A 26,192-nucleotide genomic window follows, 5' to 3' on the forward strand; every position below is an offset into this window, starting at 1 on the left:
GATTTTTATCTACTCTGAGATATTTGATTGGTTTATTCATTAGCTTTTCCAAACCCGCCTCCTGTTGGCGACTGAATAGAGATACTGTCTCCGGCTGCCACTGTCGTAAAGTCACATCCGGCCAGTGCTTGTTGTTCACCGTTGCCTTTCGTTAACCAATTACGCCCGACTCTGCCTGCTTGTCCACCTTTGAGACCGAAGGGTGGGGTGACTCGGTGTCCTGATAAAATAGAGCACTGCATGTCTTCTAAAAAGGTAATAGTACGGGTAATGCCGTCACCCGCATGCCACTTGCCTGAACCACCTGAATCACGATCAATGACAAATTCCTTGAGCATCACCGGATATCGTTGTTCTAATATTTCGGGGTCGGTCATACGCGTATTGGTCATATGCGTATGCACTGCAGCGACACCATTAAACCCATCGCCTGCGGGGCTGCCAGAACAAATAGTTTCGTAATACTGGTAGTTTTCATTGCCAAAGGTCAGGTTATTCATGGTGCCTTGGCTGGACCCCAGCGCACCTAAAGCGGCAAATAAGGCATTGGTCACCGCTTGGCTTGTTTCAACGTTTCCAGCTACTACCGCCGCCGGAAAGCGCGGGTTAAGTATCGAACCTTCGGGCACAATAATTTCCAGTGCTTGCATACAACCCGCGTTAAGTGGCACATCATCGTCAACCAAACATCTAAATACATACATCACAGCTGCTTGGGTAATGGCTTTTGGCGCATTCAGGTTGTTGTTTTGTTGCGCACTGGTACCAGTAAAATCAATACATGCCTGTAGATTGACCTTATCAATAGTAATTTTGACCTTAATGGTCGAACCGGATTCTAACGGATAGCTAAACTCTCCATTCTCTAATCTAGCCAGCACGTTCTGCACAGAGGTTTTTGCGCTGTCTTGGATATGTTGCATGTAGGCATACACGGTTTTAAGTCCATGCTGGTCGACTAGTTTGAGTAGCTCATTCACACCTGTTTTATTGGCCGCAGTTTGCGCCATTAAATCGGCCATGTTTTGCGCGACATTTCTTGCAGGATAATCACCTGAAGAAAATAACGTTTCGATATTAGCGGTTTGAAATTGTCCTTGTGCAACCAGCTTCACACTGTCGAGTAGAATGCCTTCTTGATGAATGTTAGTCGCTAATGAAGACATAGACCCTGGGGCAATGCCTCCTACGTCTTCATGATGGGCGCGGCTGGCCACATAAAATAAAATGTGGGTATTAGCCGCATCAAACACAGGGGTAATCACCGTAATGTCGGGTAGATGGGAGCCGCCGTTGTATGGATTGTTTTGTACAAACACATCGCCCGGATTGATAGATTGTTGACCATTAATAATCACTTTGACGCTGGCATCCATCGAGCCTAAGTGCACGGGCACATGTGGAGCGTTAGCAATCAAGTTGCCGGTGGCATCAAAAATGGCGCAGGAAAAGTCCAAACGTTCTTTTACATTCACCGACTGAGAAGTATTACGTAACACTATGCCCATTTGCTGGGCGATGCTCATAAAGGCACTGTTAAATAGCTCTAGGGTGACAGGGTCTGCCTTGTTTAGAGCACTTTCTTCTATTGTCTGACCTGAAATTAAGGCTGTGTTTATTGGTTCAAAGTGAAGCTCCAAATGGCCATTTACATTCACTTTAGCTCGCCAGTTTTTTTCTATAATGATAGTGCCTGTTGGTTCAACAATTATCGTGGGGCCTGATACTTCATGGCCAAATGTGAGTGATGATAAATGTATAACCTGTGCATCTAACCACTGACCTTGGCTATAAATTTGTCTAACGCTGTGTGCTTTTATGGATAAGTCTTTGGCCAGAGGGTGTTTGGCTTCTACCACCTTTTCAGCGCCGCCATAGGATTCAACAATTAAGGTATCAATCATTATGGGTTTGTCGGCACTAAAGCCAAACTGTTGCTCATGTTGCTGAGTAAAGTTTTTTTGCATAGCTGCAAACGAATCGAGTGGAATATTAAGGCTGGTATCCGTATTCAGGTATTTAAGCAAAGCGCTGCTTTGATGATTTATTTGCTTGTTGTTCAAACCTTGGCTGGTTAAGTCTTCAGTATTAGTTTGTTTAAGTTGTTCAATAGCAACTTGTATTGCTGATATATCACCGCTTTGGATCAGAGGGCACGCGACTTTTTGCCGTTCTACTTTTATATCGGCTAAACCCATACCATAAGCTGACAAAATGCCCGAGTAACTGTGTAAAAATACGGTTTTAATGCCGAGTTTTTCAGCCACTAAACAAGCATGTTGCCCACCTGCGCCGCCAAAACAATTCAGCACATAGTTAGATACATCGTAACCCCGTGCGATGGATATTTTTTTGATAGCTTGTGCCATGTGTTCAATCGCTATGGCTAGAAAACCTTCGGCTACGTCTTCAGCACTTCGACCATCGCCAATATTATGCGCAATGTCAGCAAAAGCTTTTACGGAGCTTGTTTTATCTAAAGGTAGGTTTTGCTCTGGACCAAATATACTGGGGAAAAAATCAGCCTGAATTTTGCCTAAGCATAAATTAATATCGGTCACTGCTAACTCGCCATTGCGCCGATAACAAACCGGGCCTGGCACCGCGCCTGCCGATTCAGGGCCTACTCGAAAACGCCCATCTTGGTAACGTAAAATTGACCCACCACCGGCCGCTACAGTATGAATGTGCAACATAGGCACGCGCATACGTACCCCTGCTACTTCGGTTTCGTAGGCTTTTTCAAATTCGCCTGCATAGTGCGACACATCAGTTGAGGTGCCGCCCATATCAAAACCAATAATTTTATCAAAACCGGCTAGTTTAGCGGTGTGTACAGCACCGACTATGCCGCCAGCGGGACCAGACAATATGGCATCTCGGCCACGAAAAGTGTCTGCGCTAGTCAGGCCGCCAGATGACTGCATAAATAACAATTGAGCGGGTGTGTGTTGGTTTAGACCTTGGCTGATATTTTGAATATAACGCAATAATATAGGGGTGAGATAAGCATCGACTAAGGTGGTTTCACCTCTGGAAATGAGCTTTTGCAAAGGACTGACTTCATGGCTAGTCGAAATTTGGCTAAAACCAATTTCCTTAGCCAACTGCATTAATTGTTTTTCGTGTTGAGTGTATTGGTAGCCATGCATTAGGACTATTGCAATGGCCGTTAGACCTTGGCTGTAAGCTGTTTCCAATGCCTTTTTACTGCGTTCAATATCTAGGGCTTGCACACCTTCACCTTTAGCTGTGACTCGCTCGTTTATCTCGATGACCTGAGTGTACAGAATATCGGGTTTTTCAATCTTTAAGGCAAACGTATCGGGGCGTGCTTGATAGCCAATTTCAAGCGCATCCTTAAAACCCTTTGTGATAGCCAATAAAACCGAGTCGCCTTTGCGTTCTAACAAGGCGTTAGTCGCGACTGTGGTGCCCATTTTTATTTTGTCTATCAGGTCATCAGGTACGGGATCGGATTGGGGGATATCCAAAATGGATTTAATGCCGTAAACGGCTGCATCGGCATAGGCTTCTGGGTTTTCAGATAAATACTTTCTGCACAGCAGGGTGCCATCTGGATGCCTAGCAACGATATCGGTGAAAGTGCCACCGCGATCAATCCAAAATTGCCAGCTTTTATAAGGTGTATAAGAGTCTTTGTTCATCTGAAGTGCACTTGTGTAGCTTAATTGTGATTATGCCAGACCCTATGCTTTAATCTATCAACTTATACTGATTGTTATTGTAAAAGGGGAAGGTTAGTTATGATTATTATTACCGGCGATTTGCTAATAAAAGATGGCCACATGCCGCAAGCCATACAAGCGTCGCAAAAGCATGTTGCTCACTCTCGCACTGAGCCTGGCTGCATCAGTCATGCCGTGTACCAAGATCCTGAAAATGCTTTACGTTTGTTTTTTTATGAACAATGGGCAGATCAGGCCGCCATTGACGCTCATTTTGCCTTACCTAGTTCCCAAGCGTTTGTCGCAGAAGTGCGGGCATTAGTATCAGCACCAGCAAATTTACATATTTTTAGTGCCGAACAAATTAAATAAAGGTTGTTTAAACCTTTTGGTGATTGTTTGCGACCTAATCTAAATAGGTCATCAGACTCTTATTTAAAAAAAGGATTAGGTCATGAAAAAGTTGATTGTTGTTTGTTTAATTGTCTCTACCGCGTTTTTGAGTCAGGGGCTTTTTGCTGATGGGTGGGGCAGTGCAACGTTACACAAAGAAGTGCGCTTAGTCTTAGATGATGATGCCATCAAGCAACTGAACATCGATGTAGGTGCCGGCGACTTAAGCGTAGTGGGTAAAAAAGGCCAAACCGAAATAACCGTAATTGCGAGTGTGTATGGCGAAGAACTAAATGATGATGATTATGCGCTTAGTCTTGAACGAGACGGTGATAAAGCCATATTGATTGCCCATTTCAATGATAATACCTACAACAATGAAAGAATCGATGTAGAGGTTAACATGCCGTCATCTTTAGCTTTGCTGGTGGATGATAGGTCTGGGGATTTAAGCATTGAGTCAGTCGACAATGGACTGACTTTGAATGACCGCTCTGGTGATATTGAATTAAACAATATCGCAGGTTTTATCAAAATCGAAGACCGTTCAGGTGATTTAGTTGGCAAAAACTTACGCGGAGATGTGTTGATTGATGATCGTTCTGGCGAAATACAGTTAAAAGATGTGGTTGGCGATGTAAACATTGACGACTCATCAGGCGATATTCGGGTTAAAAACGTATCAGGCATCGTCACCGTCGAAGACAGTTCTGGCGATATCAATGTAAATGGAGCTGCAGATTTTAAATTGGAAAACGATGGTTCTGGTGATGTTAACCTGAAGAATATTAAAAGGGATTTGAAGTAGATTTCGAATGGCGCGGGGGGTAAACAGATAGCTTAATTGCTACGCCTACTCGCGCTATCATAATACATATTTACAGCCTTGTTTCCGCGTTCCTAAAGGATTGAATTGTTAGGAATACTTTGACGAAACTATTTTTCGCAGGCTCTTTTTAATTAATTGTTGCTCAAAATAAAGAGAAACGAGGCCACCAACAAAAATCGAAGCTAACAACAACACCCAATACAATGGAGCCTGGATATCTGAAGCGGAAAGAAACAAATTAAACGGGATAACTATAAATGAAAACCCTAGTACTTTTAGAAACTCTCTCAACAGCTCACTTCTAGACTTCGCTTCCTGAATATATGTATTAACAGTTTCACAAGAAATATCTCCCAACTCAGGGAATGTTTTTCTTATCCATTTTAAATAATTCAATTCTCTATCCTTAATTAATTCATATACCTAACAAATTACTAGCTACTACTAACAATCCGATTTCGATCTGTTTTTTACTTGTACTAACCCAATATCGACTCGTTTTAGCGCATTAGCATTTTGTCGGCTAATTTAGTCGCTTCTGTTAGCGAGGATTGTGGCAGTTATAGTAGAAATGCTTCATCGTCAAAATGCAATACTGAGTCTAAATTGCGGTAGATGGATTGTATTAGCAAGATATTGATAATAACTCTCTGGTAAATCACCTTATTAAATTGTCAGTTAAGTTTAAATATCCCATGCTTTTCATTCGTTCAGCTTCATGAGGCCACCATTTAGTCATAGCCTTAATATATTCAGGAGTATCTTTTATTTCATCAATACGCTCATTGACTTGTTTGATAATTTTATTACCCCCAAGCATTTTTTGGGCAACCTACATGGCCTAATTGGTATTGAGGTAAGCCCTTAATAGAATACAGATCTAGTTGTTCAAACATTTGAAGGTCGTTGACAAAAAAATTAACTTCAAACGGATATGCAAGGGCCATATCAGTGCGTTTTTTGAGAAGCATTTTTAATATCGTTTGATTTCCAGCAGTAACAATCCGTTGGATATTACCTGTTTCTAATTGGCTTAAAATGTCATCGATAAAAAGTCCGTATGACCTTTCTTTAATTAAAAGTATCGAATATTTTTTATTAATCAGAGCCAATAAATCGATACTTTCATTTTGATTAATATCAGGAATGAAACCTTTTCGAGTAATTAACCTTAAAGTAGGCGTAAGCTCTACTGGTTTTGAAAAAGCAATAAACTCTTCTCTTTGTTTGGTTTTAATTAAAGTGGGATAACAAGACTTTTCTTCTTGTTTTAAGTTATATAGGATCCTTGCGCCTGTTGCAGTTTCAAATCTATGTTCATAATCAGTTAAACCTTCGATTATTTGCTCTAGTATCAACTGTATATAGCCCTGCCCTTTACAAGGCCCTTCATGAATAAAAACAGGAGGGGTATTGGTTTCGTACCAAGTAATACTATTCTTGCTCCAGCTGGAAAAGCTGAAAATTGTAAGAATGAAATAGAATACCAGTTGAAAAACCTTGTTCATTTAATGACCTTCGGTTATTAGTTTTACACAGTATGGCTAATAAAAATTAAGCATGGGAACCTAACCCACTATTACACGGTCTCGCCCCTGCGCCTTAGCCTCTGCTAACCCAAGTTCCGCTCGTTTCAGCGTACTTTCAATATTAACTTCTTGTTTCTGCCATTGCGCTACGCCGCCGCTGGCGGTGATTTCTACAATCAGTTTATCTGAAAACGTAGGCGCGTTGGCAATTTTGTTGCGGATTTTGTCGGCTAATTTAGTGGCTTCTGTTAGCGAGGTTTGTGGTAGTAATAACAGAAACGCTTTGCCATCAAAACGAAACACTGAATCTGAATCTCGGCAATTTGTTTGAATTGTATTGGCGACATTCTGAATCACTTGGTCACCCAATTCTTGTCCATACTGCTGGTTAATGGATTTAAAGTGGTCGATATCAAAACTGATGACAGACAAATCAGAATTGTAACGTTTACTGATGGCTACCGATTGTTCTGCGAGTACATTAAAAGACCGGCGATTAAGCAGATTGGTCAGATAATCATGATTGGCATGTTGTATGTCTTTACTGTCTTGGCCAGTCTTGGCAGTTATGGCTCGAATAATGATAAGCACATTAATGAGAACGCTGAGTATGATAATAGTCAGTATTAATTGCTGAGTGGCACGTAACGGTTGTTTAATTTGGTCGTAATCAACTTTAATTTGTGACTCACTTACACTAACTGGGCTGGCAGAATAAGGTTGTTCAGCGATGAGTTTATCTAGCGAAAAATACACCATAATTGACAAGCTAGTCATTAACGTAAGTGAAATAACATAAGTTAAAGTCATGCTACGCGCTGAGTTGACTGTCTGTTTAATATTCAATGGGTTATCCATTTTAGTAGCCAATAATAAGCATTCCATCCGTTAGGTAGAAATCATACTCACTTTTATTCAAATGCGCATATGATATTGTGGATAAATAATTAATAAGGAGAAGCAAATGGCACAGTGGTTAGATGCAAAAGTAGTGAGCAGAACGGATTGGAATGATCATTTGTTTAGTTTGCGTTTTTCGTGTGAAAACTTTCCTCGGTTTAAGGCGGGACAGTTCACTAAGGTAGGAGTTGAACAAGATGACAAAATATTATCTCGACCCTATTCATTAGTGAGTGGGCCTAATGATAATGAGTTGGAGATTATTGCTGTACCTGTTGAAGATGGTTTGTTGTCTCCTAAGTTACACACTTTACAAATTGGCGACTGTTTAAAAATCATGTCTCCCGCAACTGGTTTTTTAGTGCTGGATGAAGTACCTAAAAGTCGGGATTTATGGCTAATGGCTACAGGCACTGGAGTAGGGCCTTTTTTGTCTATTTTAGCTACTGATGAAGCTTGGCAAAGTTATGACAATATTATTTTAGTATACGGTGCACGTTATCAGCACGATTTAGCCTATATGCCATTAATTGAAGATTGGTTGAAACGTTACTCCGATAGATTTCATTTTGTGCCAATTGTTAGTCGAGAGAATAAGGATGACGCATTGCATGGGCGAATTCCAACCTTGCTTAAAACATTATCTATTCAGCAGCATGTTGGCTTAGATATTCACCCATCACATAGCCAAGTAATGTTATGTGGAAACCCAGACATGATAGAAGATGCGACGCAAACATTAATTGAATTAGGCTTAGCTAAACACCTTAGGCGGTCTCCGGGTCAAATATCATTAGAGCGGTATTGGTAGCACTAAAGGAATAAGCTATAGGTGATGAGAGAAAACAGTGCAGAGTAAGTTAAAACCGTAAAGCTACGGTAGTGAGTTTGAATATTGTTATTGTCAGTGGATAGCAGACATTCTCTCATCAGCCCAAATTATTGCGTCTTGAAATAACAAGCCTGATTGTTCACGATCTACTTCTATTTTTTGGCAAAAACGTTCAATGTTTTGCCAATCTGCTTTTTCAAATAACTCACATAGTTTTAAAAAGTTAGCTGATTCTCCCTTTCGACTAATAATTGCATTTTTTATATCATCGTGCAGCGGCAATTTGTCCATAAGTTCTTGGATGTCGCCGTCTACCATGGCGTCGATTAAAGATAATAAGCCGATTAGAAAAGCAGAAGACTGGGAATGAGAAGGTAAGGCCGCTTTTACCATCAATTCGCAAAAACGCCCTCTAGCCAAGGCCATGACAGTTAATTGTTTGGGTTTTCCCACTGAAAATTGTGCGGTAAACAACAAACAAATAAATCGTCTTAACTCGTCTATACCTAATACTAGTAAGGCTTGTTTAATGCTCTGTATGGTGGTGTTGCGCTTGAAGATTGGAGATTGTACATAACGTAGTAATTTAAAAGACAGGTTGACCTCATCCTCGAATATGGAAGTGATCTTTTTAATATCCAGTTCGCCTTTATTGATTTCGGACATCAAGTTAATCACTGAAACTTGAGAAGGGTTAAATGCCACTGTTTTAATCACTTCTGGGCGACTAAAAAAGTAACCTTGAAAATACTCACAACCTATACCTAAGGCGTGTTGAAATTCAGAGTAAGTTTCGATTTTTTCAGCCAATAACTTTATATCAGGGTAGGAACTTAAGGCCGCTATAATTTCTTGAAACTGCGGTTCGGAGGTTAAGCTATAGTCGAGCTTGATAATATCCACATAGGAAAAAAATTGTTTCCATGCTGAATCATGCTCGTAATCATCCAGAGCAATGGAATACCCTTTTTCTTTCAAATTAATACATGCAGCAAGAAGTTTGTTATTAGGTTTGGCTGTTTCGAGCACTTCAACCATAATTTTCTCTTTGTCCAATAACAAAGGATAGCCGTTTACTAGCGAGTCATGGGTAAAGTTGATAAAAGCTAAGGTGCCTTGGGTTAAACTTTCTAAGCCTAAATTAAATTCCAAACCTTCAATAATTTTGGCGGTAGCTTCATCATCATTTATATTTTGCGGAAATACATTGTCTAGGCTGTCACGAAGCAATAACTCATAGGCAAATAGATTTTTGTTTTTGTCAAAAATAGGCTGGCGTGCAACATAAAAATTCATAGTGATATCTTCCGGTTGATATTACAAATCGTAACACTGACCCGAACATTTTGATGGGACTAATTTCTATGCTGTTAGAAACGTAAAAATGTTTGAGTATTTATTAAGCCTGCAACAATAAGCCTTGCGTAACAAGAAAAAAAGCCTTAGATACATTTATTTTCTGAATGACTAATTGTTGATTTGACCAAACCAATTCAGTTTTTTATGCAAACTTACCACCGAGCCTACAATGATCAGTGCTGGTGGTTTGATTTGTGCGATTTCAGCTTTTTGTTGAATATCTTGCAAGGTGCCTGTTACTACTTTTTGTTGTGAAGTCGTCGCCGATTCCACCATAGCAATGAGCGTTGTGCCAGCTAGACCATGTTTGACTAATTGCTCGCAAATAATAGGTAAACCGGTTAAACCCATATAGAACACTATGGTTTGGTCTGGCTGGGCTAATCCTTGCCAATTGAGGTTAATACTGTTGTCTTGTAAGTGTCCTGTGGCAAATACCACTGACTTGGCGTGATCTCTATGTGTTAGCGGAATGCCGGCATAACTGGCTGCGCCGCTGGCTGCTGTAATGCCGGGAACGACTTGAAAATTCACACCATGTTCGATGAGTGTTTCGAGTTCTTCACCTCCTCGGCCAAAAATAAAAGGGTCTCCACCTTTTAGTCGAACCACGCGATTACCCGCTAACGCTTCTTTTGCCAATAACTCATTGATTTGGTCTTGTGGTACAGTGTGCTTGCTTTTCGCTTTGCCCACGTAGATTTTTTCTGCATCACGTCTAACCAGTTCTAGGATTTCTGGCGACACCAAACGGTCATACACTACCACATCGGCTTTTTGCATTAAGCGTAAGGCTCTAAACGTCAATAAATCTGGATCGCCTGGGCCTGCACCTACTAAATACACCTCTCCAACTGTTTTGTTGGCATCTTGAGCATTGAGTTTTTCTAACATTTTTTGCTCAGCGAGTTGTTCGTTACCTTGTAAGACGTTTTCGGCAATATCGCCATCGAGTACGTCTTCCCAGAAATAGCGGCGCTCAGTAACAGACTTAAATCGTTTCTTTACTGAATCTCTAAATTTTTCAGAGAACTGCCCTAATAAACTTACTTTTGTTGGGATCACTGACTCGAGTTTTTGCCTTAAATATCGCAGTAAAACTGGCGCGACACCACCACTGCTTATGGCAATGATGATAGGTGAACGATCAACAATCGAAGGAGTAATAAATTGACAAAGTGGGGTGTTGTCTACCACATTGACCAAAATCTTTTGAGCACGTGCCTGATCGTGAATTTGTGCGTTTAATTCACTGTTATCGGTAGCAACAAACACAATTTGTTGGTTGGTCAGATCTGACTCAGAGTAAGGTCTGACAATAAGTTGGATCTTTTTTTGTTCTGCAAATCGTTGTACGGTATCGCACACCAAAGGGGCGACTACTGTGATGTGTGCAGATGTTTTTAACAGTAATTCCACTTTACGTGCAGCTACTTCTCCGGCGCCTACAACTAAACAAGTTAAGTCAGTGGTATCTAAAAATATCGGGAAATATTGCATGTGTTAATACTCGTGAAAAAGACGTGTTCAGTGTGCCCTTTTAGACTAAAAGTGAAAACCAATTAAAACAGAATTGATATTCCATTAGGTTATTAAAAAGGTGTTTTTTTTAGGTTTGCACACAAAAAAAAGGGGCTATGCAGCCCCTTGTTAATTTTTGTAAGCTCGAAGCTTAGTCGCGGTTAGCTGGATTACCGCGTTTTTTGGGCGCTTGTTCTGACCATTCGCGCATTCCTAAACTACGGCCAGCAACCCGAGTCTTTTGCAAGGTCTCGCGTGTTGCTTTGGGCATGTCTTTAGGTAAATCAACGGTGCTGAAATTATCATAAATTTCGATAGAACCAATATTTTTACTGCTAATGTTTGCTTCATTAGCGATTGCGCCCACTATGTTGCCAGGCTTGGCTCCATGAGTGTGACCCACTTCTATGCGGTAACGTTGCATACCTTCACTCGGTGGTCCAGATTTGCGCTCACGTTTAACACGTTCGCCACCACGTTCGTTACGACCACCACGCTCTCTAGGGGCACGATCGTTTCTGTCGTTTCGGTCATTTCTAGGTGGTCTAGCATTTAAATCAGGGCGGTCGCTTTCTTTAAGAATTAGCGGCTCATCACCTTGTGCGATTTTGGCTAATGCCGCCATGATCACTTCAGGTGCAGCTTCTGTTTCTGCTTGAATTGACTCAACGATAGGTATGAGTGTTTCAATAGATGAATCACCCATTGCTTCAATCACACTATTTTTGAAACGAGACAAGCGTGTTTCGTTTAATTCTGAGATTGATGGGATAGTCATCGCATCAATTGTTTGCCTAGTGGCGCGCTCAATAGAAAACAACATACGTTTTTCACGATGTGAGATAAATAATATCGCATCACCTTGACGTCCTGCACGTCCGGTACGGCCAATACGGTGAACATATGATTCTGTATCGTAAGGTACGTCAAAGTTGATAACGTGACTTACACGCTCAACATCCAGTCCACGAGCCACTACATCGGTAGCGACTAGAATGTCGATTTTGCCTTTCTTCAAGCGGTCTACGGTGCGTTCGCGCGAGTTTTGTGGAATGTCACCATTAAGCGGTTCAACTGCATAACCTCTTGCAGATAACTTTTCAGCTAATTCCATAGTGGCAGTTTTAGTACGTACAAAGATGATTACACCATCAAACACTTCAACTTCCATTATGCGCGTCAGGGCTTCCAATTTATGGTGCCCAGCTACTTGCACATAACGCTGGCGAATAGTGCTGGCAGTGGTGACTTTGGATTCAATTTTGACTGACTTAGGGTCATTCAAATAACGTTTGGTTATTTTACGAATTGGGTCTGGCATCGTTGCTGAAAACAAAGCCGTTTGACGTTCTTTAGGAGCGTGGCCCAAAATCCATTCTACGTCGTCGATAAAACCCATACGTAACATTTCGTCGGCTTCATCTAGTACTAAAAACTTCAACTTATCGAGTTTAAGTGTGCCTTTTTTAATATGGTCAATTACACGCCCAGGTGTACCAACAACCACTTGCGTGCCACGTCTTAGTTGGCGAATTTGGTTGTCGTAAGACGAACCACCATAAATAGGTAGTACGTTAATTTTTTTAGAAAAGCTGGCATAAACCTGAAAAGCTTCAGCTACTTGAATGGCCAATTCCCTTGTAGGGGCTAAAACCAATAGTTGAGTATTTTTTTCGTCAGGATCAATGTTAGCTAACATAGGTAAAGCAAAAGCAGCGGTTTTACCGGTACCAGTTTGCGCCGTGCCTAATAAATCGTGGCCATCAATAATAAGTGGAATACACTCTGCTTGAATAGGTGTTGGTTTTTCGTAGCCGACTTTGTCCAATGCTTGCAGCAGTTCTTCGGGTAGGTTTAAATCTCTAAATGTTATTTCAGATGTGGTGGTAGTCATCAATATTCCCAGGGTACAGGCAGGCACAGCATTATTTGAATCGGTAATACAATTTCGAAAATCGGTAATACAATTATTTAAGGCGAAGCCGGCACGGTTTCAAAGGTTAAATTATATTCGATATTCACCATTTACTCCATGTAATGCTTTGTTTAATTGCATTATTTTTGGAAAATGTCATTTTGTAGCAGGTAACTTTATGCTTTATTGTCAATGATGTTGCAAATATGTGTTTTAGTTGTGCTTAACGGTTAACATAAAGCGAGAAAATTCCTCATTTGGCTAATTTTTGTCGAAAGTAGTTTTTAGAATCAGGATCACAAGCCCCTATGCAGCAAAGTATCAAAAAAGACAGATTTATCCCGTTGAGAAAATCAGACTTAATTCAAACTTGTTTAGATGATGGGCGTTTATCCAGTGACCAGCTGAAAGGATTTAAAATTCTTTGTCAGTTGATAGTGAGTACAATGCATTTTGAATATCATCAAATTCTTGAGGAGTTAAAAGACAGTTACGCACCTTTTGATCCTAATTCAGATACTTTACCTATGACAAAGTTAACGGATGACATTTTGCTGGCTAAACAAAGTAATTTTACTTTCAGGTTTACCCAAGTTTTAAATGCAGCAAATTTTGAAAAAGTGACAGATCAAGATCTGCAAGAGGCATTGCAGGAAGAGTCCCTGTTTAAAGTCAGGTTAGCGGTTGAATTTGAAGATTTTGAAGATGTAGTGTTTTATCGACGTGGGGAATACCAACAAACTGAAACCATCAGTAAGTTTTGGGGATTGCTCAAACAAAAAATCACTTTCACCAATTACGACAAAGTAGCAGTGTATATTAAGTTTAAAGATGTAAATTATTTTGCTCAAAGCAAATCTACTACGGCCAATTTTGAATCGGGTTCCACCATTATTAAACTTTTTCAGAATGTGCCTAAGGCCGATTTGGAAATGTTATTTCCGAATAGTCAGGTTCGAATGAGGACTATCGATAAAGCCATAATAGGTGGCTCTGCGTTAGTCGGGGGAACTGTGGTTCTAGTGACTAAACTTGGCGCTTCTCTAATAGTGTTAGCTGGACTTTTTGGTTTCTGGCTGGGCTTGAGTAATAAAGAAGTGACGATTAATACCCAAGAATTGATCGCTCTGGGTGTAGGGACAGGAGTGTTAGGTGGTTTTATTTTTAAAGAATGGAGTAAGTTTAAAAACCGTAAGTTACGATTTATGAAAGCGTTAGCAGACAACCTGTACTTTAAAAATTTAGATAACAACTCAGGGGTCTTTCATCACCTTATTGACTCGGCTGAGGAAGAGGAATGCAAAGAGGCTATATTGGCTTATTACTTTCTTATTACTCAGGAAGGACCAATGGCAATGCAGCAGTTAGACGAAAAAATAGAATTGTGGTTTAAGAAAAAATTCGATTTTGAAATTGATTTTGAAATTACCGATGCTTTATCCAAATTGCAGCGATTTGGTATCGTCAAATTAACTGATGGGCAATACACTGCATTGCCTATAAAAACCGCACAAGTCAAACTGGATGCTCAGTGGGATGCATTATTTAATTTTTCCTAAGCGCTATTTGTAAAGTGACTATCAGCAGCTAATTAAATTGTTAGTGCTGGTCGCATAAGGTAAAAGCGCATGTCATTATGGCTACATAGGTATTTATACAAGGGACAATCAAAATGAAACGTTTTAATTCTACTCAATTAAAATTCGCGTTAGCAGTTGTAGCATTAGGGGTGTTATCCGGTTGCAGTAAACAAACTAGTGACGAATATATAAAAGAAGCGCAACAATATGTCGCTGAAAATGATCCGGGGGCTGCAATAGTAGCGCTGAAAAATGCGGTGCAAATTGAACCAAAGTCAGCTCAAGCAAGGTTTGAACTTGGCAAACTCTATATTCAACAAAAACAATTTGAAAGCGCTGAAAAAGAGCTTAACCGTGCTTTAGACTATGGCTTTGAAGCAGCAAAAGTATTACCGCTATTAACTCAAGCTTATCAGCGCACTGGCGCCTATTCAGCTATCAGTAAAATAGAACATAAGGATAGTGGTTTAACCTCAGTTGAACGTGCTGAAATCGGCTATTTCAAAGTGGTGTCTTTGGCCCGATTAAATAAGTTAGATGAAGCTCGCTTATTGATTGAAGAATTATCTGAAATAGAAACGAGTTCTGTTTTTAAGGGCCTGACTGCAGCTTATATGGTGGTGTTAGATCAAGAGTATGAAAAAGCGTCAGCTTTGGTATCAGAGCTTCGCGAACGAGCGCCGCAAAATGCAGAAATATTGAAGTTATTAGCACAACTAAAATTGTCACTTGGTGCACCAGATGAAGCTGCTGAGATATTTAAAGACTATGTGCAGTTTTATCCTGAAGATAAACAAACAACTTTTGTATTGGCCAAGTTATTGGTCGATATAGGTGATTTAGCCGCAGCCGATCCCTACTTAGATGAACTTCTCTTGTTGAATGATCAAAATCCTCTTTTGAATCAATTGAAGGCTGCAACTTATGCACAACAAGGTGATTATGCTAATGCCTTAAAACGAGCAGAAGTTGCCATTATGGGAAATGTTGAAGCTCCGTCGATTCGCCTGATTGCAGGTTATTCAGCCTATCAACTTCAAGACTTCTCAAGTGCCCATCGACATTTGACTTACATCGCGGCCTTGTTGCCAGATAATCATCCTGGCCTTAAATTACTCGCAGCCAGTCAGTTACAACTAGGTTTAACCTCAGAAGTCGGAGACGTGTTGGAAAGACTCGATCAGTTAACAGAAGAGGATGCGCCTTTATTTTCCAAGGCCAGTTTTGAATTACTGCGAGATGGTTTTGAAAAAGATGCCAAAGTGTTAATTGAAAAATCTACTGATATTAGCCGTACCGCTGAAGATTTAACGCGCTTAGGACTATTACAACTTTCACTTAATAACCTTGATGGCATAGTAAACCTAGAAGAGGCGGTTAGTAAGTCTCCTGAATTAGAGAGCGCACAAACTACTTTAGCAAAAGCTTATTTAGTGACGAAGCAATATGACAAAGCGCTAGAACTGGCAAATAATTGGAAAAAAACCAGCCCTACTGATTCAAAACCCTATTTATTGGCTGGCGATATTTATACAAGGCAAAAGAAATTTGCAGAGGCAACAGTAGAAATTGAGAAAGCGTCTGCTTTAGACAGTAATAGTCCCATTTCAAGTTTGGCTATGGTTAATGTGATGGTGGCGCAAAAAGAAATGCAAAAAGCGAATCTATTATTAGAGCAGATGCTAATTGAATTTCCGAATAATGTACCTGTTCTGGCCACCAATTATTTGGTTAGTAAACAAATCAATAAACTATCTTCAGGGATTGAAAAAATTCAATCTGCTTTTGACCGCGACCCTGCCAATATTGCTGCCAGGTTACTTTTAGCAAGGGTTCAAGTAGTCGAAACCAATTATGAAACCGCTATTGAACTGTTAACCGAAGTAAAAGACCAGAAAGACTTGCCAAAAGGTTATTGGAAAACTTTAGGCCAAAGCTACATTAAAACTAATCAATTAAGGCCGGCAACACTGCATTACGATGCGTGGTTAGCTATTGAACCCAATGATAAGGACGCCATAATCGGTAAATTATTATTACTCGACAATCAGAATAAGCTTACAGAGGCATCACAATTAACCCAAGGTTACCTGAAGAATCGTGATGACGTGCAGATGCAGTTGTTAAACACTCACTTTTTGCTGATGCAGACAGATTACCCTGCTGCACAAAAGGCATATGATGATTTGCCAGAAAATGTGCTTGGATTACCTTTGGCTAAAAGCTTTCTGGCGCGCTTTCAGTTAAACAACAATCAACCAGAGTTAGCATTAGAAAACGCGCTGATTGCTTATAACGCAACGCCAAATAATAGAAACTTGATCCTGTTGTCGTTTACTTACGACTCATTGGAGCAGCGTGACAAGACCTTTGAGTTACTTAAGCAGCATGTTGAAAAACAACCCAAAGATTTGGCTGCTAAAATGTTATTGGCCGAAAGGCAGATAGGAGGTGATGTAGCAGGCGCAATCGCAACCTATGAAGTGGCCTTACAACAAAACCCCAATAATTATATAGCCCACAATAATTTAGCGTATTTATATTTACAAAAAGGGGATATAGATAAGGCTAAGGGGTTTGGACAAAAAGCAGTTGAACTTCAACCCAATAACTCAGCTGCGTTGGATACCTTAGCGCAAATATATGTGGCGGAAAAAGACTATAAAGAGGCGTTAAGTCTATATGAACGAGCGATAACTGATGCCATGCAAAATGAGGAAATATATCTCAATTATGTCGAAGCACTATTATTGGCAGAAGAAACCTTTTTAGCTAAACGTAAACTTAGCCAGCGCGAAATGAAGCTAGAAGCATCTCTTATCAGAGAAGCCAAGCTAAAAGCTGATTATGGTCTTGAGTAATACTTGATTAGGTTGAGGTTATTCAGGTAAATGTTAGGAATACTGATTAAAAGGCTACGTTTGTAGCCTTTTTTATGTTGATTGTTATTGAGGTTTTTTGAACTATTGGCTAACAAAATATACGACACCGGACTCTTGATAATAGTGAAGAGTATTGTTGGGAATCATTCGCGTTGTCCAGACTAAATGAATATAGAGTGTTGGAATTCTGCTACTTAAAGCCAGTCTAAACTGGCGACATATCGAATGGGATTATTATTTCGACCACTAAATGAGTGGCTAATTTTAACCACTCATTAGGAGAATAGGCGTGCTTCACCGGCTTGGCGTCTTTTGGCTTTTAGAACTAATAATAGTGTAATAAACCCAGGTAACGCCTGTACATATAGGATACTGGTTTTAGCTGTGAGACCACCAAAAATGCCAGCAATAGTGATACATAAGAGTAGAAATACTTTTAGACTTTGATTACCGCTGATTAATCCCCAAAGTAAACCAAAACCTAAAAAGCTATTATATAAACCTTGATTCATAGCCAAAATTTCAGACGACTTTGCAACCTCTTCTGTCATTGAAAATATTTTTTGGCCAATAGGATGATTCCAGAAAAACATCTCTAATACCATTATGCCTATATGCAATAGGGCGACTGAAAAGGTCATAAAACCAGCTAAAAACTTCATTAATAATACCTTGGCTACTTTGCATCAGATGTATTTTTTATAGTGTGGTAAATTGACTTCAGTTGCAAGGACTGGCGCAGATACCAGTGTCTTAATTTGCAGACTTTAAGGTTTACATTATTCTTGTCGACATAAAAAAGTGCAATTAAGCATAGAGTAGAAACAAAAAAGCGCCTCGCGGCGCTTTCAAATATACATAGATTGTTATAGTTATTTTCCGATAGGATTCTTCATATATCGGAAGAAGTCACTGTCCGGCTCTACAACCAACACATCTTGTTTGCTACTAAAGCTTTTCTTGTAAGCGTCCATACTACGTAAAAAGCTATAAAAATCAGCATTCTTGGAGTAAGTTTCAGCGTAAATTTGCGCTGCTTGTGCTTCACCTTCACCTTGCAGTTTACGTAAATTACGTTCTGCGTCAGCTAACATAACAGTGATTTTGGCATCGATATCAGCTTTAATAAATTCAGCTTTTTCTTTACCTTCAGAGCGATGCTCTCTCGCTACCGCTTCACGTTCTGTGCGCATGCGTTGGAAAATAAAGTTCCGAACTTCAAGTGGTAAGTTGATTTGTTTAACACGTACATCAATAATCTCTATTCCTAGCTCATCCGAGCTAGTAGAAGCTTGTTCCATGGCTTCATCCATTAACTCTGAACGTTCACCAGACACAATTTGCTGAATAGTACGTGTACCAAATTCAGATCGTAGACCGTTATTTACTTTTTGTTGTAACAGTATTTCTGCGCTAGATTTGATACCACCAGTCGCAAGGTAATACTTAGCGAAGTCTTCAATTTTCCACTTAACATACAAGTCGACAATCAAATCCTTTTTCTCAGAAGTCACAAAGCGGTCGGGTGCTTCATCTAACGTTTGAATACGAGCATCAAGCGTTACCACACGGTCAAAGAAAGGTAGCTTTAAATGTAAACCCGGTTCGAAAACTCTGGTTACATCCGTTTCACTGTCTCTTTGTACTTTACCAAACTGGATAACAATCGCTTTGTTGCCTTCTTCAACAACAAACAAAGAACCAAATACGAGTAGGCCTAACGCCACAATAATTAAAGCAATAAAATTTTTCATGGTTTAGTTTCTCCCACTACGTACGCCACTACTGCGGCTGTTTCTGGAGTTGTTGCTAACTGGTTGTGGATCAGCTTCCTGATTACGCAAACCCTCTAAAGTACTGCGAATATTCGCAGGAACAGTTGGCCCAGATTGATTCCCCAGTATTTTGTCCAGTGGCAAATACATCATGTTGCCAGTGCCTTCAGTGTCCACCAAAATTTTGCTGGTATTACTGTAAACTTCTTCCATTGTTTCAAGGTAAATACGGCTACGAGTCACTTCTGGCGCAGCAATATATTGAGGTAATAATTCCTCAAATCGTGCGATTGCACCCTGTGCTTCCAATGTCACTCGTTCCTTATAGGCTTGAGCTTCTTGTGCCATCCGGTTAACTTGACCACGTGCTCTAGGTTCAAGTTCTCGAGAGTAAGCTTCAGCTTCGTTGATAAAGCGCTGTTCATCTTCTTGTGCTGCAATTGCATCGTCAAAAGCTTCTTTCACTTCTTCTGGAGGTCTTGCATCTTTAAAGTTCATGTCGAGAACGGCTATACCCATGTCGTAAGATTCAATAATGCCGGTCAATTCATCTCTTACGCTTTGTCTCGCCACTTCACGACCACTTGTTAGTACATCATCCATTTTTGAATGACCCACTACGTAACGAATTGCACTATCAAATGCCTGACTTAAACTCTCTTCAGGGCTAGTTACGGCAAAACTGTATTTGTAAGGTTCGAGAATACGGTATTGGACTTCCATCTCAACACGTACCACGTTTTCATCCTCAGTTAACATTGAACCAGATGAAGGCATAGAGCGAATCGTTTGCACGTCTACAGGTTTAACAGTGTCGACGAATGTTGGTTTCCAACGCAGCCCAGGATCGACGAAATGGCTAAATTCGCCAAAACGCAACACTACGCCACGTTCGGCTTCACGAATAGTATAGAAACCACTAAACACCCAACCAATGACTAATATGCCAAAAATAACGGCGATACCTATACCACCAAGGCTTTTACCCCCTGATGAGCCACTATTGCCGCCACCGCCAAATTTGCCAAACTTATTCATTAAGTTTTTGAAAACCTCATCTAAATCAGGTGGGCCTTGATCTCGGCCGCCCTTGTTTTTCCAAGGATCATTATTGTTTCCACCGGGCTCATTCCAAGCCATTATTTCTCTCCAACTAGTTAATTCAATAAATAGGTCTATGACCAATACGAGTTTTTAAAAATTTTTGATCTGTTTTATGTTGCTAATTTTTTACTATATATGACTCTAAATCAACGTCGACACGTTTAATAAGTCTATTCCAATCACTTTGCTCCATTCGCACTTCGACTTGCCAATCGCCATTTTCGGCATAATCTTGTGATGCAATGCAGTTCATCTCAAAAAACACACCTCGCAAATTACTTTTCTGCGGTGGAATCAACAGGCTATGTTGTACCATGTTTTTTGATAAACATTCAGTAATTGCGTCGAGCAGCAAATCAATACCAATACCTTGCTGGGCAGATATCCAAACACGAATAGGCATGCCTGATTCATCTCGATCTATTTTCGCACTGACGCCACCCATGCGATCAATTTTGTTACACACCACCAATTGCTGAATATCATTGGCTTCTATCTCTTCAAGTACTTCATTTACCTGTCCGATATTCTCTCGAAATTGGTCGTCAGAATAATCGACTACATGTAATAACAAGTCTGCCTGTTGCGTTTCTTGTAAAGTCGCTTTAAAAGCCGCAATAAGATCATGGGGGAGGTGGCGGATAAAACCAACCGTATCAGCAAGAATGGCTGAACCAACATCTTGTAACTGAATCTTTCTAAGTGTTGGATCAAGCGTGGCAAACAGTTGATCAGCCGCATATACAGATGACTGTGTCATGGTATTAAACAACGTTGACTTGCCTGCGTTGGTATACCCGACTAAGGAGACCGTTGGTATTTCTGCTCGAATTCTGGAACGACGGCCTTGCTCCCGTTGTTTTTGAACTTTGTCGAGGCGGCGTTGAATTGCCTTGACTCTTGCTCTTAATAGTCGCCTGTCAGTTTCAAGTTGACTTTCACCTGGGCCGCGTAAACCAATTCCACCTTTTTGTTTATCTAGGTGAGTCCAGCCACGAATCAAACGAGTGCTGATATGCCGAAGTTGTGCAAGCTCTACTTGTAACTTACCTTCGTGGGTTCGGGCTCTCTGAGAAAAAATATCTAAAATCAGTCCAGTGCGGTCCAGTACTCGACATTGACAAAGCTGTTCTAGATTACGCTCTTGGGAAGGGGACAAACTATGATTGAAAATCACCACATCAGCTTGCTGTGCTCTTACAGCATTCGCAATTTCTTCAGCTTTACCGCTACCTACAAAATAACGTTCTTGGGGTGCTTGTCTAGAACCCGTGACAACATCAATAGCGTTCACACCAGCAGACGACACAAGTAATTGTAATTCTAATAAATCTTCTTTGCTATTTTCATCAGCAAAATCAACATGCACTAAAACAGCTTGCTCACCTGCTGCATAACGGTCAAACAAGCCACTCTCCTAAAACCATCTAGTTTTCGTCTGCTTCCGTCTGACCAACAGTGGGCATTGGAATAGCGCGTGATGGGACAACGGTAGATATTGCGTGTTTATAAACCATTTGGCTTACAGTATTTTTTAGTAAAATCACGAATTGGTCAAACGACTCTACTTGTCCTTGTAGTTTAATACCGTTAACAAGGTAAATGGATACAGGAATACGCTCTTTACGCAGCGCATTGAGGAACGGGTCTTGTAATGATTGCCCTTTTGCCATGATCTATCCTTTTTATTCTTATAAATTTTACCCTAAAACAGGATTATACAGTAAAACATATAGCTGTATAGGCCGCCTTAGGATTGAAGTTGACTCAGTTTAATAACTTTCGACAGATTGTCTAAAGAAAATGTATCCAATGAGTAAATATTTTCCCATCCTCTTAGCCATGTTAACTGCCTTTTGGCTAATTGCCGAGTCGCGGCGATAGACTTTTCACGCATTTCGTTAAAATCAAAATCACCATCCAGATACTGCCACATTTGTCTATACCCAACACATCTAATAGAGGGTAAGTTCAAATGTAGATCACTCCTACCTTTTAATTTTTCAACTTCCGCCTGAAACCCTGTATCGACCATTATTTGAAATCGCTGAGCAATACGTTCATGCAGAACTTTACGATCGTCGGGAGCGATACAAAACTGCTTTATATTATAGGGTATGGGGGCGGATTTAGTTGCCATCAAGTCTGTCATTGAGCGATTGGTTAGAAGATAAACTTCTAAGGCCCGAATTAAACGTTGGGGATCATTCGGGTGTATACGTTTAGCAGAGGTAGGGTCGAATTGCGCTAATTGTTGATGTAATACATTCCAACCTGATTTTTCGGCCTGTGCTTCTATGGCTTGCCTTACATTTTGATCAGACTCAGGTAAGGGCGAAAGTCCGTCAATTAAAGCTTTGTAATACATCATAGTGCCACCCACTAATAATGGGATATTGCCTCTAGCGGTGATGTCTTGCATGGCTAAAAGGGCATCTTTTCTGAATTCGGCCACTGAGTAACTCTGAGCAGGATCTAAAATATCAATTAACTTATGTGGTGCTATTTTTAACTCAGCAGCGTTTGGTTTAGCTGTGCCTATGTCCATGCCACGGTAAATCAACGCAGAATCAACACTGATTATTTCACAGGGTAAATTTTCGCAAAGTTCAATTGCGAGGTCTGTTTTGCCTGAGGCAGTAGGCCCCATCAAAAACAATGCTGGTGGTAACGAGTTAGGGGAATGTACGATGTGATCACTCATAGGATTTTAACCACCCATCTAAATCCACCAATTTACCTATTTGAGCTACATCACGTTTTAAGTTAACTGAGGTATTAGCAAATTGTTGCCACAGCTCCTGAACCTGATTCGCACCTATATCTTCATTTGAAACAATACATGTTAGCAAGTGCTCACGCACTTGATGAGTTTCTATTTTTGGACACGCTAAAATATCTTCTAAACATTCACTCCAACGAAATGGCCTTAATCCAGCGGGTACTTTTCGTAAAATAATTCTATTTGGGGTCCAGCCAATTTCCACATTATTTTCTAGAAGTGGCTGATAAAGTAATTTTGCTTGTGTTAGTAATTCAGCCGAGGATGTAATTGAAATAGGCATCAACAAAGGTTGGCTAACGGGCATCGAATCAGAGTACAGCTTAGACATCACACTAAGATGCAGTGCTTTTGTCTCGAGTAAATAAAACTTATGCTCAATATTAAGTAAGATTTGTTTATCTGTTACTTGAAGCCATTGCCCAGGAATCGTGATTGAACTGTTCGTTGAATTAGTGTGCTGTGTCGGCGTCATCAACTGTTGGTAGTTCTTTGAAGTTTGATTAATGACTTGAGAAGAGTTAACCAAGTGCTCGGCCATTCCTTTTTTTACCAATGTATTGGTATAGCCAAAAGATTGAGTCTTAGTTCCAGAATAGCTTGATGGAACTTCATCCACTTTTGGTTCAGGTGCTGGCCTTTGCAAAGGTTGAATATAATCATGCTTAGGTTCGGCCTGGGGCAAAATATTTACTTCAGCATTTGGTTGTTGTTGCCCTTGTTGAAAATATTGATTCAGCGTGTCTGTTAATGCTCTGTAAATAAAATCATGTACCAAACGTGCCTGATGAAACCTGACTTCATGTTTGGCCGGATGTACATTTACATCCACTTGATTTGGCTCAAGGGTCAAATACAGTACATAGGCGGGATATAAATCGGCACCAATAAGCCCTTCAAACGCTTGGCGAACAGCATGATTGATTAACTTATCGCGCATCATGCGTCCGTTTACATAGAAATACTGGAATTCAGCTTGAGCTTTAGCTTGTTCTGGTTGAACTAACCAACCTTTTAACTCAAATTGTTGATACTGACTATTTAGCTCAATGCAATGTTCGCTAAATTCTTTGCCGCAAATCGCACTTAAGCGTTTTATCTCAGTACCTTGCGCTTTCACTGCTGGGTACTTTCGCAGTAATTTACCATTATGTTTAAGACTAAAGCTCACATCAAAACGACTTAACGCAATACGCCTCACTATTTCATCTATATGGGCGAATTCAGTTTTTTCAGTTCTTAAAAACTTGCGCCTGGCAGGGGTATTAAAAAACAAATCTACCACATCAACACTGGTGCCATCGGGATGGGCCACCGGATTGAGTTGAACCTGCATTTCACGGCCTTCACAGTGGGCTTGCCAAGCTTGATTCTGGTTTTTTGGTTTCGAGCTTAAGCTTAAACGAGCAACGGAACTGATACTTGCCAAGGCTTCACCACGAAATCCCAAACTACAAATGGTTTCTAAATCTTCTAATTTGACAATTTTACTGGTGGCATGGCGACTTAGCGCCAAAGCGAGTTCTTCATGCACAATGCCGCTACCGTTATCACGGATTAAAATGCGTTTATGACCACCTTTCTCGATATCAATTTCAATTGATGTTGCCCCTGAATCGAGGCTGTTTTCCACTAACTCTTTAACCACAGAAGCAGGGCGTTCAACCACTTCTCCAGCGGCAATTTGGTTGGCTAATCTAGCGGGAAGAATTTGAATCGGCAAAACAATGACCTTGGTATAAATGCTAAACGAGTGGATTAGGTACTAGGGATCGTCAGAACTTGTCCAATACGTACCATATTGGTATTGAGATTATTGGCTTTTTTAAGAGAACTGATTTGAACATTATAACGTTGAGCCAGTAAAGATAAAGATTCACCGCTGCGAACTCTATGAGTACGGTTTTCTTGTTTCCATTTAGCCCATAAGGAACCGTCAGGAGGCGATCCTTTGAAATGTTGTTTCAGGCCGTTAAATACGGATTGAGCTAGCTTCTGTCTGTACTTCGACCAATTCAGGTTTTTCTCTTCTTTTGGATTAGAGATAAAGCCAGTTTCTACCAAAATCGAAGGGATATCTGGTGACGTTAACACCGCAAGACTCGCGGCTTGAGGTGTCTTTTTGTGTAACTTTGTGACTTTCTTTAGGTGTTTTATCATGTCACGACTCACGTCATAACTGGTGGTCAACGAATGATCCATAGACATATCGAGCAACGCTTGGGCTAGATAACGTTCATTTGCGGTATCTTGAATAATTTCAGCAGCACCACCTAATAATTCAGAATGGCGTTCGGTTCTTTCCATCCAACGACCTAATTCAGTATTCGCTCTTTTCATGGATAAAACCCAAACAGACGCACCGTTAGGTTGAGGGGTAGTGAAGGCATCAGCATGAATTGACACAAACATATCTGCTTTGTTTTTTCTGGCAAGTTGCGGGCGCTTATTCGGCGAAATGTAATAATCACCGGTGCGTGTCATCACCGCTTTCATGCCTTTTTCTTGGTTGATTAAAGTTTCCAATCGTTTAGCTATACCTAAAGTGACATTTTTTTCGTAACTACCACTGGGCCCAATCGAGCCGGGATCTTCTCCACCGTGGCCCGCATCGATAACGATCACAATGTCTCTGTCGGTTGTTGATTTGGCATTCAAAACAATTTGCGGCGCGGCGCTCTCTGGATCGTTTAAATCAATGACTAATCTATCGCCATAAGGTGCAGTGGGTGGCAGAGCAAAAATATTTTTTTCGAGAGTTTTGTTTAATTCAATAACGACTCTTACTGCCCCTGGCTTTTTGGCCTTACTGTAACGCACCTTTTTGACCAATTTACTGTCATTGGTAATCTTTGAAAAGTTGAACGTTTTTGGTGTGTTTTCTATGTCGATGACTAATCGTTGTGGGTTTTTTAAGGTGAAATAAGTGTATTTTGGGGTATCAGACAAATCGAAAACTAAACGAGTGGTACTGGGAGAAGGCCAAATACGTAACCCTTCGATAGTGTTTTTAGCAAAACTTGTCGTACTAAAAGCCATCAGTAAAAAACTGACTAATATTGCATTAAATTGTTGTGACCAAAATATTCGCATTATTATTTT

At 40.4% G+C, this 26,192-nt stretch carries 20 protein-coding genes; 5 read left to right on the forward strand and 15 right to left on the reverse strand.

Annotation, left to right across the window (positions count from 1 at the left end; all coding sequences use genetic code 11):
* Positions 1-32 precede the first annotated feature (32 nt).
* Positions 33-3,668 (reverse strand): hydantoinase B/oxoprolinase family protein, encoded by a 3,636-nt coding sequence (locus tag QZ488_RS02440; protein WP_293746046.1) that lies wholly within the window; start codon positions 3,666-3,668, stop codon positions 33-35.
* Between the two features lie 99 nt (positions 3,669-3,767).
* Here QZ488_RS02440 and QZ488_RS02445 point away from each other — a divergent pair, with 99 nt between their 5' ends.
* Both QZ488_RS02445 and QZ488_RS02450 read left to right on the forward strand, forming a co-directional pair.
* On the forward strand, positions 3,768-4,061 hold the full coding sequence (locus QZ488_RS02445; RefSeq protein WP_293746047.1) for a putative quinol monooxygenase: 294 nt from the start codon (positions 3,768-3,770) through the stop codon (positions 4,059-4,061).
* 82 nt (positions 4,062-4,143) lie between these two features.
* Entirely contained in the window at positions 4,144-4,890 is a 747-nt protein-coding gene (locus tag QZ488_RS02450; RefSeq protein ID WP_293746048.1) for a hypothetical protein, read from the forward strand.
* Between the two features lie 108 nt (positions 4,891-4,998).
* Here QZ488_RS02450 and QZ488_RS02455 read toward each other — a convergent pair whose 3' ends face one another.
* The 3 genes from QZ488_RS02455 to QZ488_RS02465 all read right to left on the reverse strand — a co-directional run bounded on the left by QZ488_RS02455 (position 4,999) and on the right by QZ488_RS02465 (position 7,298).
* Positions 4,999-5,307 (reverse strand): hypothetical protein, encoded by a 309-nt coding sequence (locus tag QZ488_RS02455; protein ID WP_293746049.1) that lies wholly within the window; start codon positions 5,305-5,307, stop codon positions 4,999-5,001.
* Positions 5,308-5,717: 410 nt separating this feature from the next.
* Positions 5,718-6,419, reverse strand: a complete 702-nt coding sequence (locus tag QZ488_RS02460) for a TIGR02285 family protein (RefSeq protein WP_293746050.1) — start codon at positions 6,417-6,419, stop codon at positions 5,718-5,720.
* Between the two features lie 60 nt (positions 6,420-6,479).
* Positions 6,480-7,298 (reverse strand): GGDEF domain-containing protein, encoded by an 819-nt coding sequence (locus tag QZ488_RS02465; RefSeq protein WP_293746051.1) that lies wholly within the window; start codon positions 7,296-7,298, stop codon positions 6,480-6,482.
* A gap of 106 nt (positions 7,299-7,404) precedes the next feature.
* On the opposite strand from QZ488_RS02465, the gene QZ488_RS02470 reads away from it, so the two are divergent.
* Positions 7,405-8,151 carry a ferredoxin--NADP reductase gene (locus QZ488_RS02470; protein ID WP_293746052.1) on the forward strand — a complete coding sequence of 249 codons (747 nt, stop codon included), beginning with the start codon at positions 7,405-7,407 and terminating at the stop codon, positions 8,149-8,151.
* A 93-nt stretch (positions 8,152-8,244) separates the two neighbouring features.
* On the opposite strand, the gene QZ488_RS02475 is transcribed toward QZ488_RS02470, so the two are convergent.
* The 3 genes from QZ488_RS02475 to QZ488_RS02485 all read right to left on the reverse strand — a co-directional run bounded on the left by QZ488_RS02475 (position 8,245) and on the right by QZ488_RS02485 (position 12,946).
* On the reverse strand, positions 8,245-9,468 hold the full coding sequence (locus QZ488_RS02475) for an EAL domain-containing protein (RefSeq protein ID WP_293746053.1): 1,224 nt from the start codon (positions 9,466-9,468) through the stop codon (positions 8,245-8,247).
* A gap of 171 nt (positions 9,469-9,639) precedes the next feature.
* Positions 9,640-11,031, reverse strand: a complete 1,392-nt coding sequence (cysG, locus tag QZ488_RS02480) for a siroheme synthase CysG (RefSeq protein ID WP_293746054.1) — start codon at positions 11,029-11,031, stop codon at positions 9,640-9,642.
* Positions 11,032-11,203: 172 nt separating this feature from the next.
* Positions 11,204-12,946 carry a DEAD/DEAH box helicase gene (locus QZ488_RS02485; protein WP_293746055.1) on the reverse strand — a complete coding sequence of 581 codons (1,743 nt, stop codon included), beginning with the start codon at positions 12,944-12,946 and terminating at the stop codon, positions 11,204-11,206.
* A 341-nt stretch (positions 12,947-13,287) separates the two neighbouring features.
* Here QZ488_RS02485 and QZ488_RS02490 point away from each other — a divergent pair, with 341 nt between their 5' ends.
* Together QZ488_RS02490 and prsT are read left to right on the forward strand one after the other, a co-directional pair.
* Complete coding sequence (locus QZ488_RS02490) at positions 13,288-14,526, forward strand: TMEM143 family protein (RefSeq protein ID WP_293746096.1); 1,239 nt, start codon at positions 13,288-13,290, stop codon at positions 14,524-14,526.
* Positions 14,527-14,639: 113 nt separating this feature from the next.
* Positions 14,640-17,408: an XrtA/PEP-CTERM system TPR-repeat protein PrsT gene (prsT, locus tag QZ488_RS02495; RefSeq protein WP_293746056.1), complete on the forward strand. Its 2,769-nt coding sequence runs from the start codon at positions 14,640-14,642 to the stop codon at positions 17,406-17,408.
* 296 nt (positions 17,409-17,704) lie between these two features.
* Here prsT and QZ488_RS02500 read toward each other — a convergent pair whose 3' ends face one another.
* The 8 genes from QZ488_RS02500 to QZ488_RS02535 form a co-directional block, all read right to left on the reverse strand.
* Positions 17,705-18,091 (reverse strand): DUF1304 domain-containing protein, encoded by a 387-nt coding sequence (locus tag QZ488_RS02500; RefSeq protein WP_293746057.1) that lies wholly within the window; start codon positions 18,089-18,091, stop codon positions 17,705-17,707.
* A 210-nt stretch (positions 18,092-18,301) separates the two neighbouring features.
* Complete coding sequence (gene hflC, locus QZ488_RS02505) at positions 18,302-19,183, reverse strand: protease modulator HflC (protein WP_293746058.1); 882 nt, start codon at positions 19,181-19,183, stop codon at positions 18,302-18,304.
* A 3-nt stretch (positions 19,184-19,186) separates the two neighbouring features.
* Positions 19,187-20,344, reverse strand: a complete 1,158-nt coding sequence (gene hflK / locus QZ488_RS02510; RefSeq protein WP_293746059.1) for an FtsH protease activity modulator HflK — start codon at positions 20,342-20,344, stop codon at positions 19,187-19,189.
* An 82-nt stretch (positions 20,345-20,426) separates the two neighbouring features.
* A complete protein-coding gene (hflX, locus tag QZ488_RS02515; RefSeq protein WP_293746060.1) occupies positions 20,427-21,716 on the reverse strand; it encodes a ribosome rescue GTPase HflX in 1,290 nt (429 codons plus the stop codon).
* Positions 21,717-21,735: 19 nt separating this feature from the next.
* Positions 21,736-21,981: an RNA chaperone Hfq gene (gene hfq, locus QZ488_RS02520; protein ID WP_293746061.1), complete on the reverse strand. Its 246-nt coding sequence runs from the start codon at positions 21,979-21,981 to the stop codon at positions 21,736-21,738.
* A 77-nt stretch (positions 21,982-22,058) separates the two neighbouring features.
* The gene (miaA, locus tag QZ488_RS02525) at positions 22,059-23,012 is read right to left on the reverse strand and encodes a tRNA (adenosine(37)-N6)-dimethylallyltransferase MiaA (protein ID WP_293746062.1); all 954 of its coding nucleotides are present in this window, start codon (positions 23,010-23,012) and stop codon (positions 22,059-22,061) included.
* Complete coding sequence (mutL, locus tag QZ488_RS02530) at positions 23,005-24,813, reverse strand: DNA mismatch repair endonuclease MutL (RefSeq protein WP_293746063.1); 1,809 nt, start codon at positions 24,811-24,813, stop codon at positions 23,005-23,007. Before mutL ends, miaA begins: the two co-directional genes overlap by 8 nt.
* A gap of 35 nt (positions 24,814-24,848) precedes the next feature.
* Positions 24,849-26,183 carry an N-acetylmuramoyl-L-alanine amidase gene (locus tag QZ488_RS02535; RefSeq protein WP_293746064.1) on the reverse strand — a complete coding sequence of 445 codons (1,335 nt, stop codon included), beginning with the start codon at positions 26,181-26,183 and terminating at the stop codon, positions 24,849-24,851.
* Between the last annotated feature and the right edge of the window lie 9 nt (positions 26,184-26,192).

Origin of the sequence: uncultured Paraglaciecola sp., assembly GCF_913020055.1 — a bacterium.
Classification (GTDB): domain Bacteria; phylum Pseudomonadota; class Gammaproteobacteria; order Enterobacterales; family Alteromonadaceae; genus Paraglaciecola.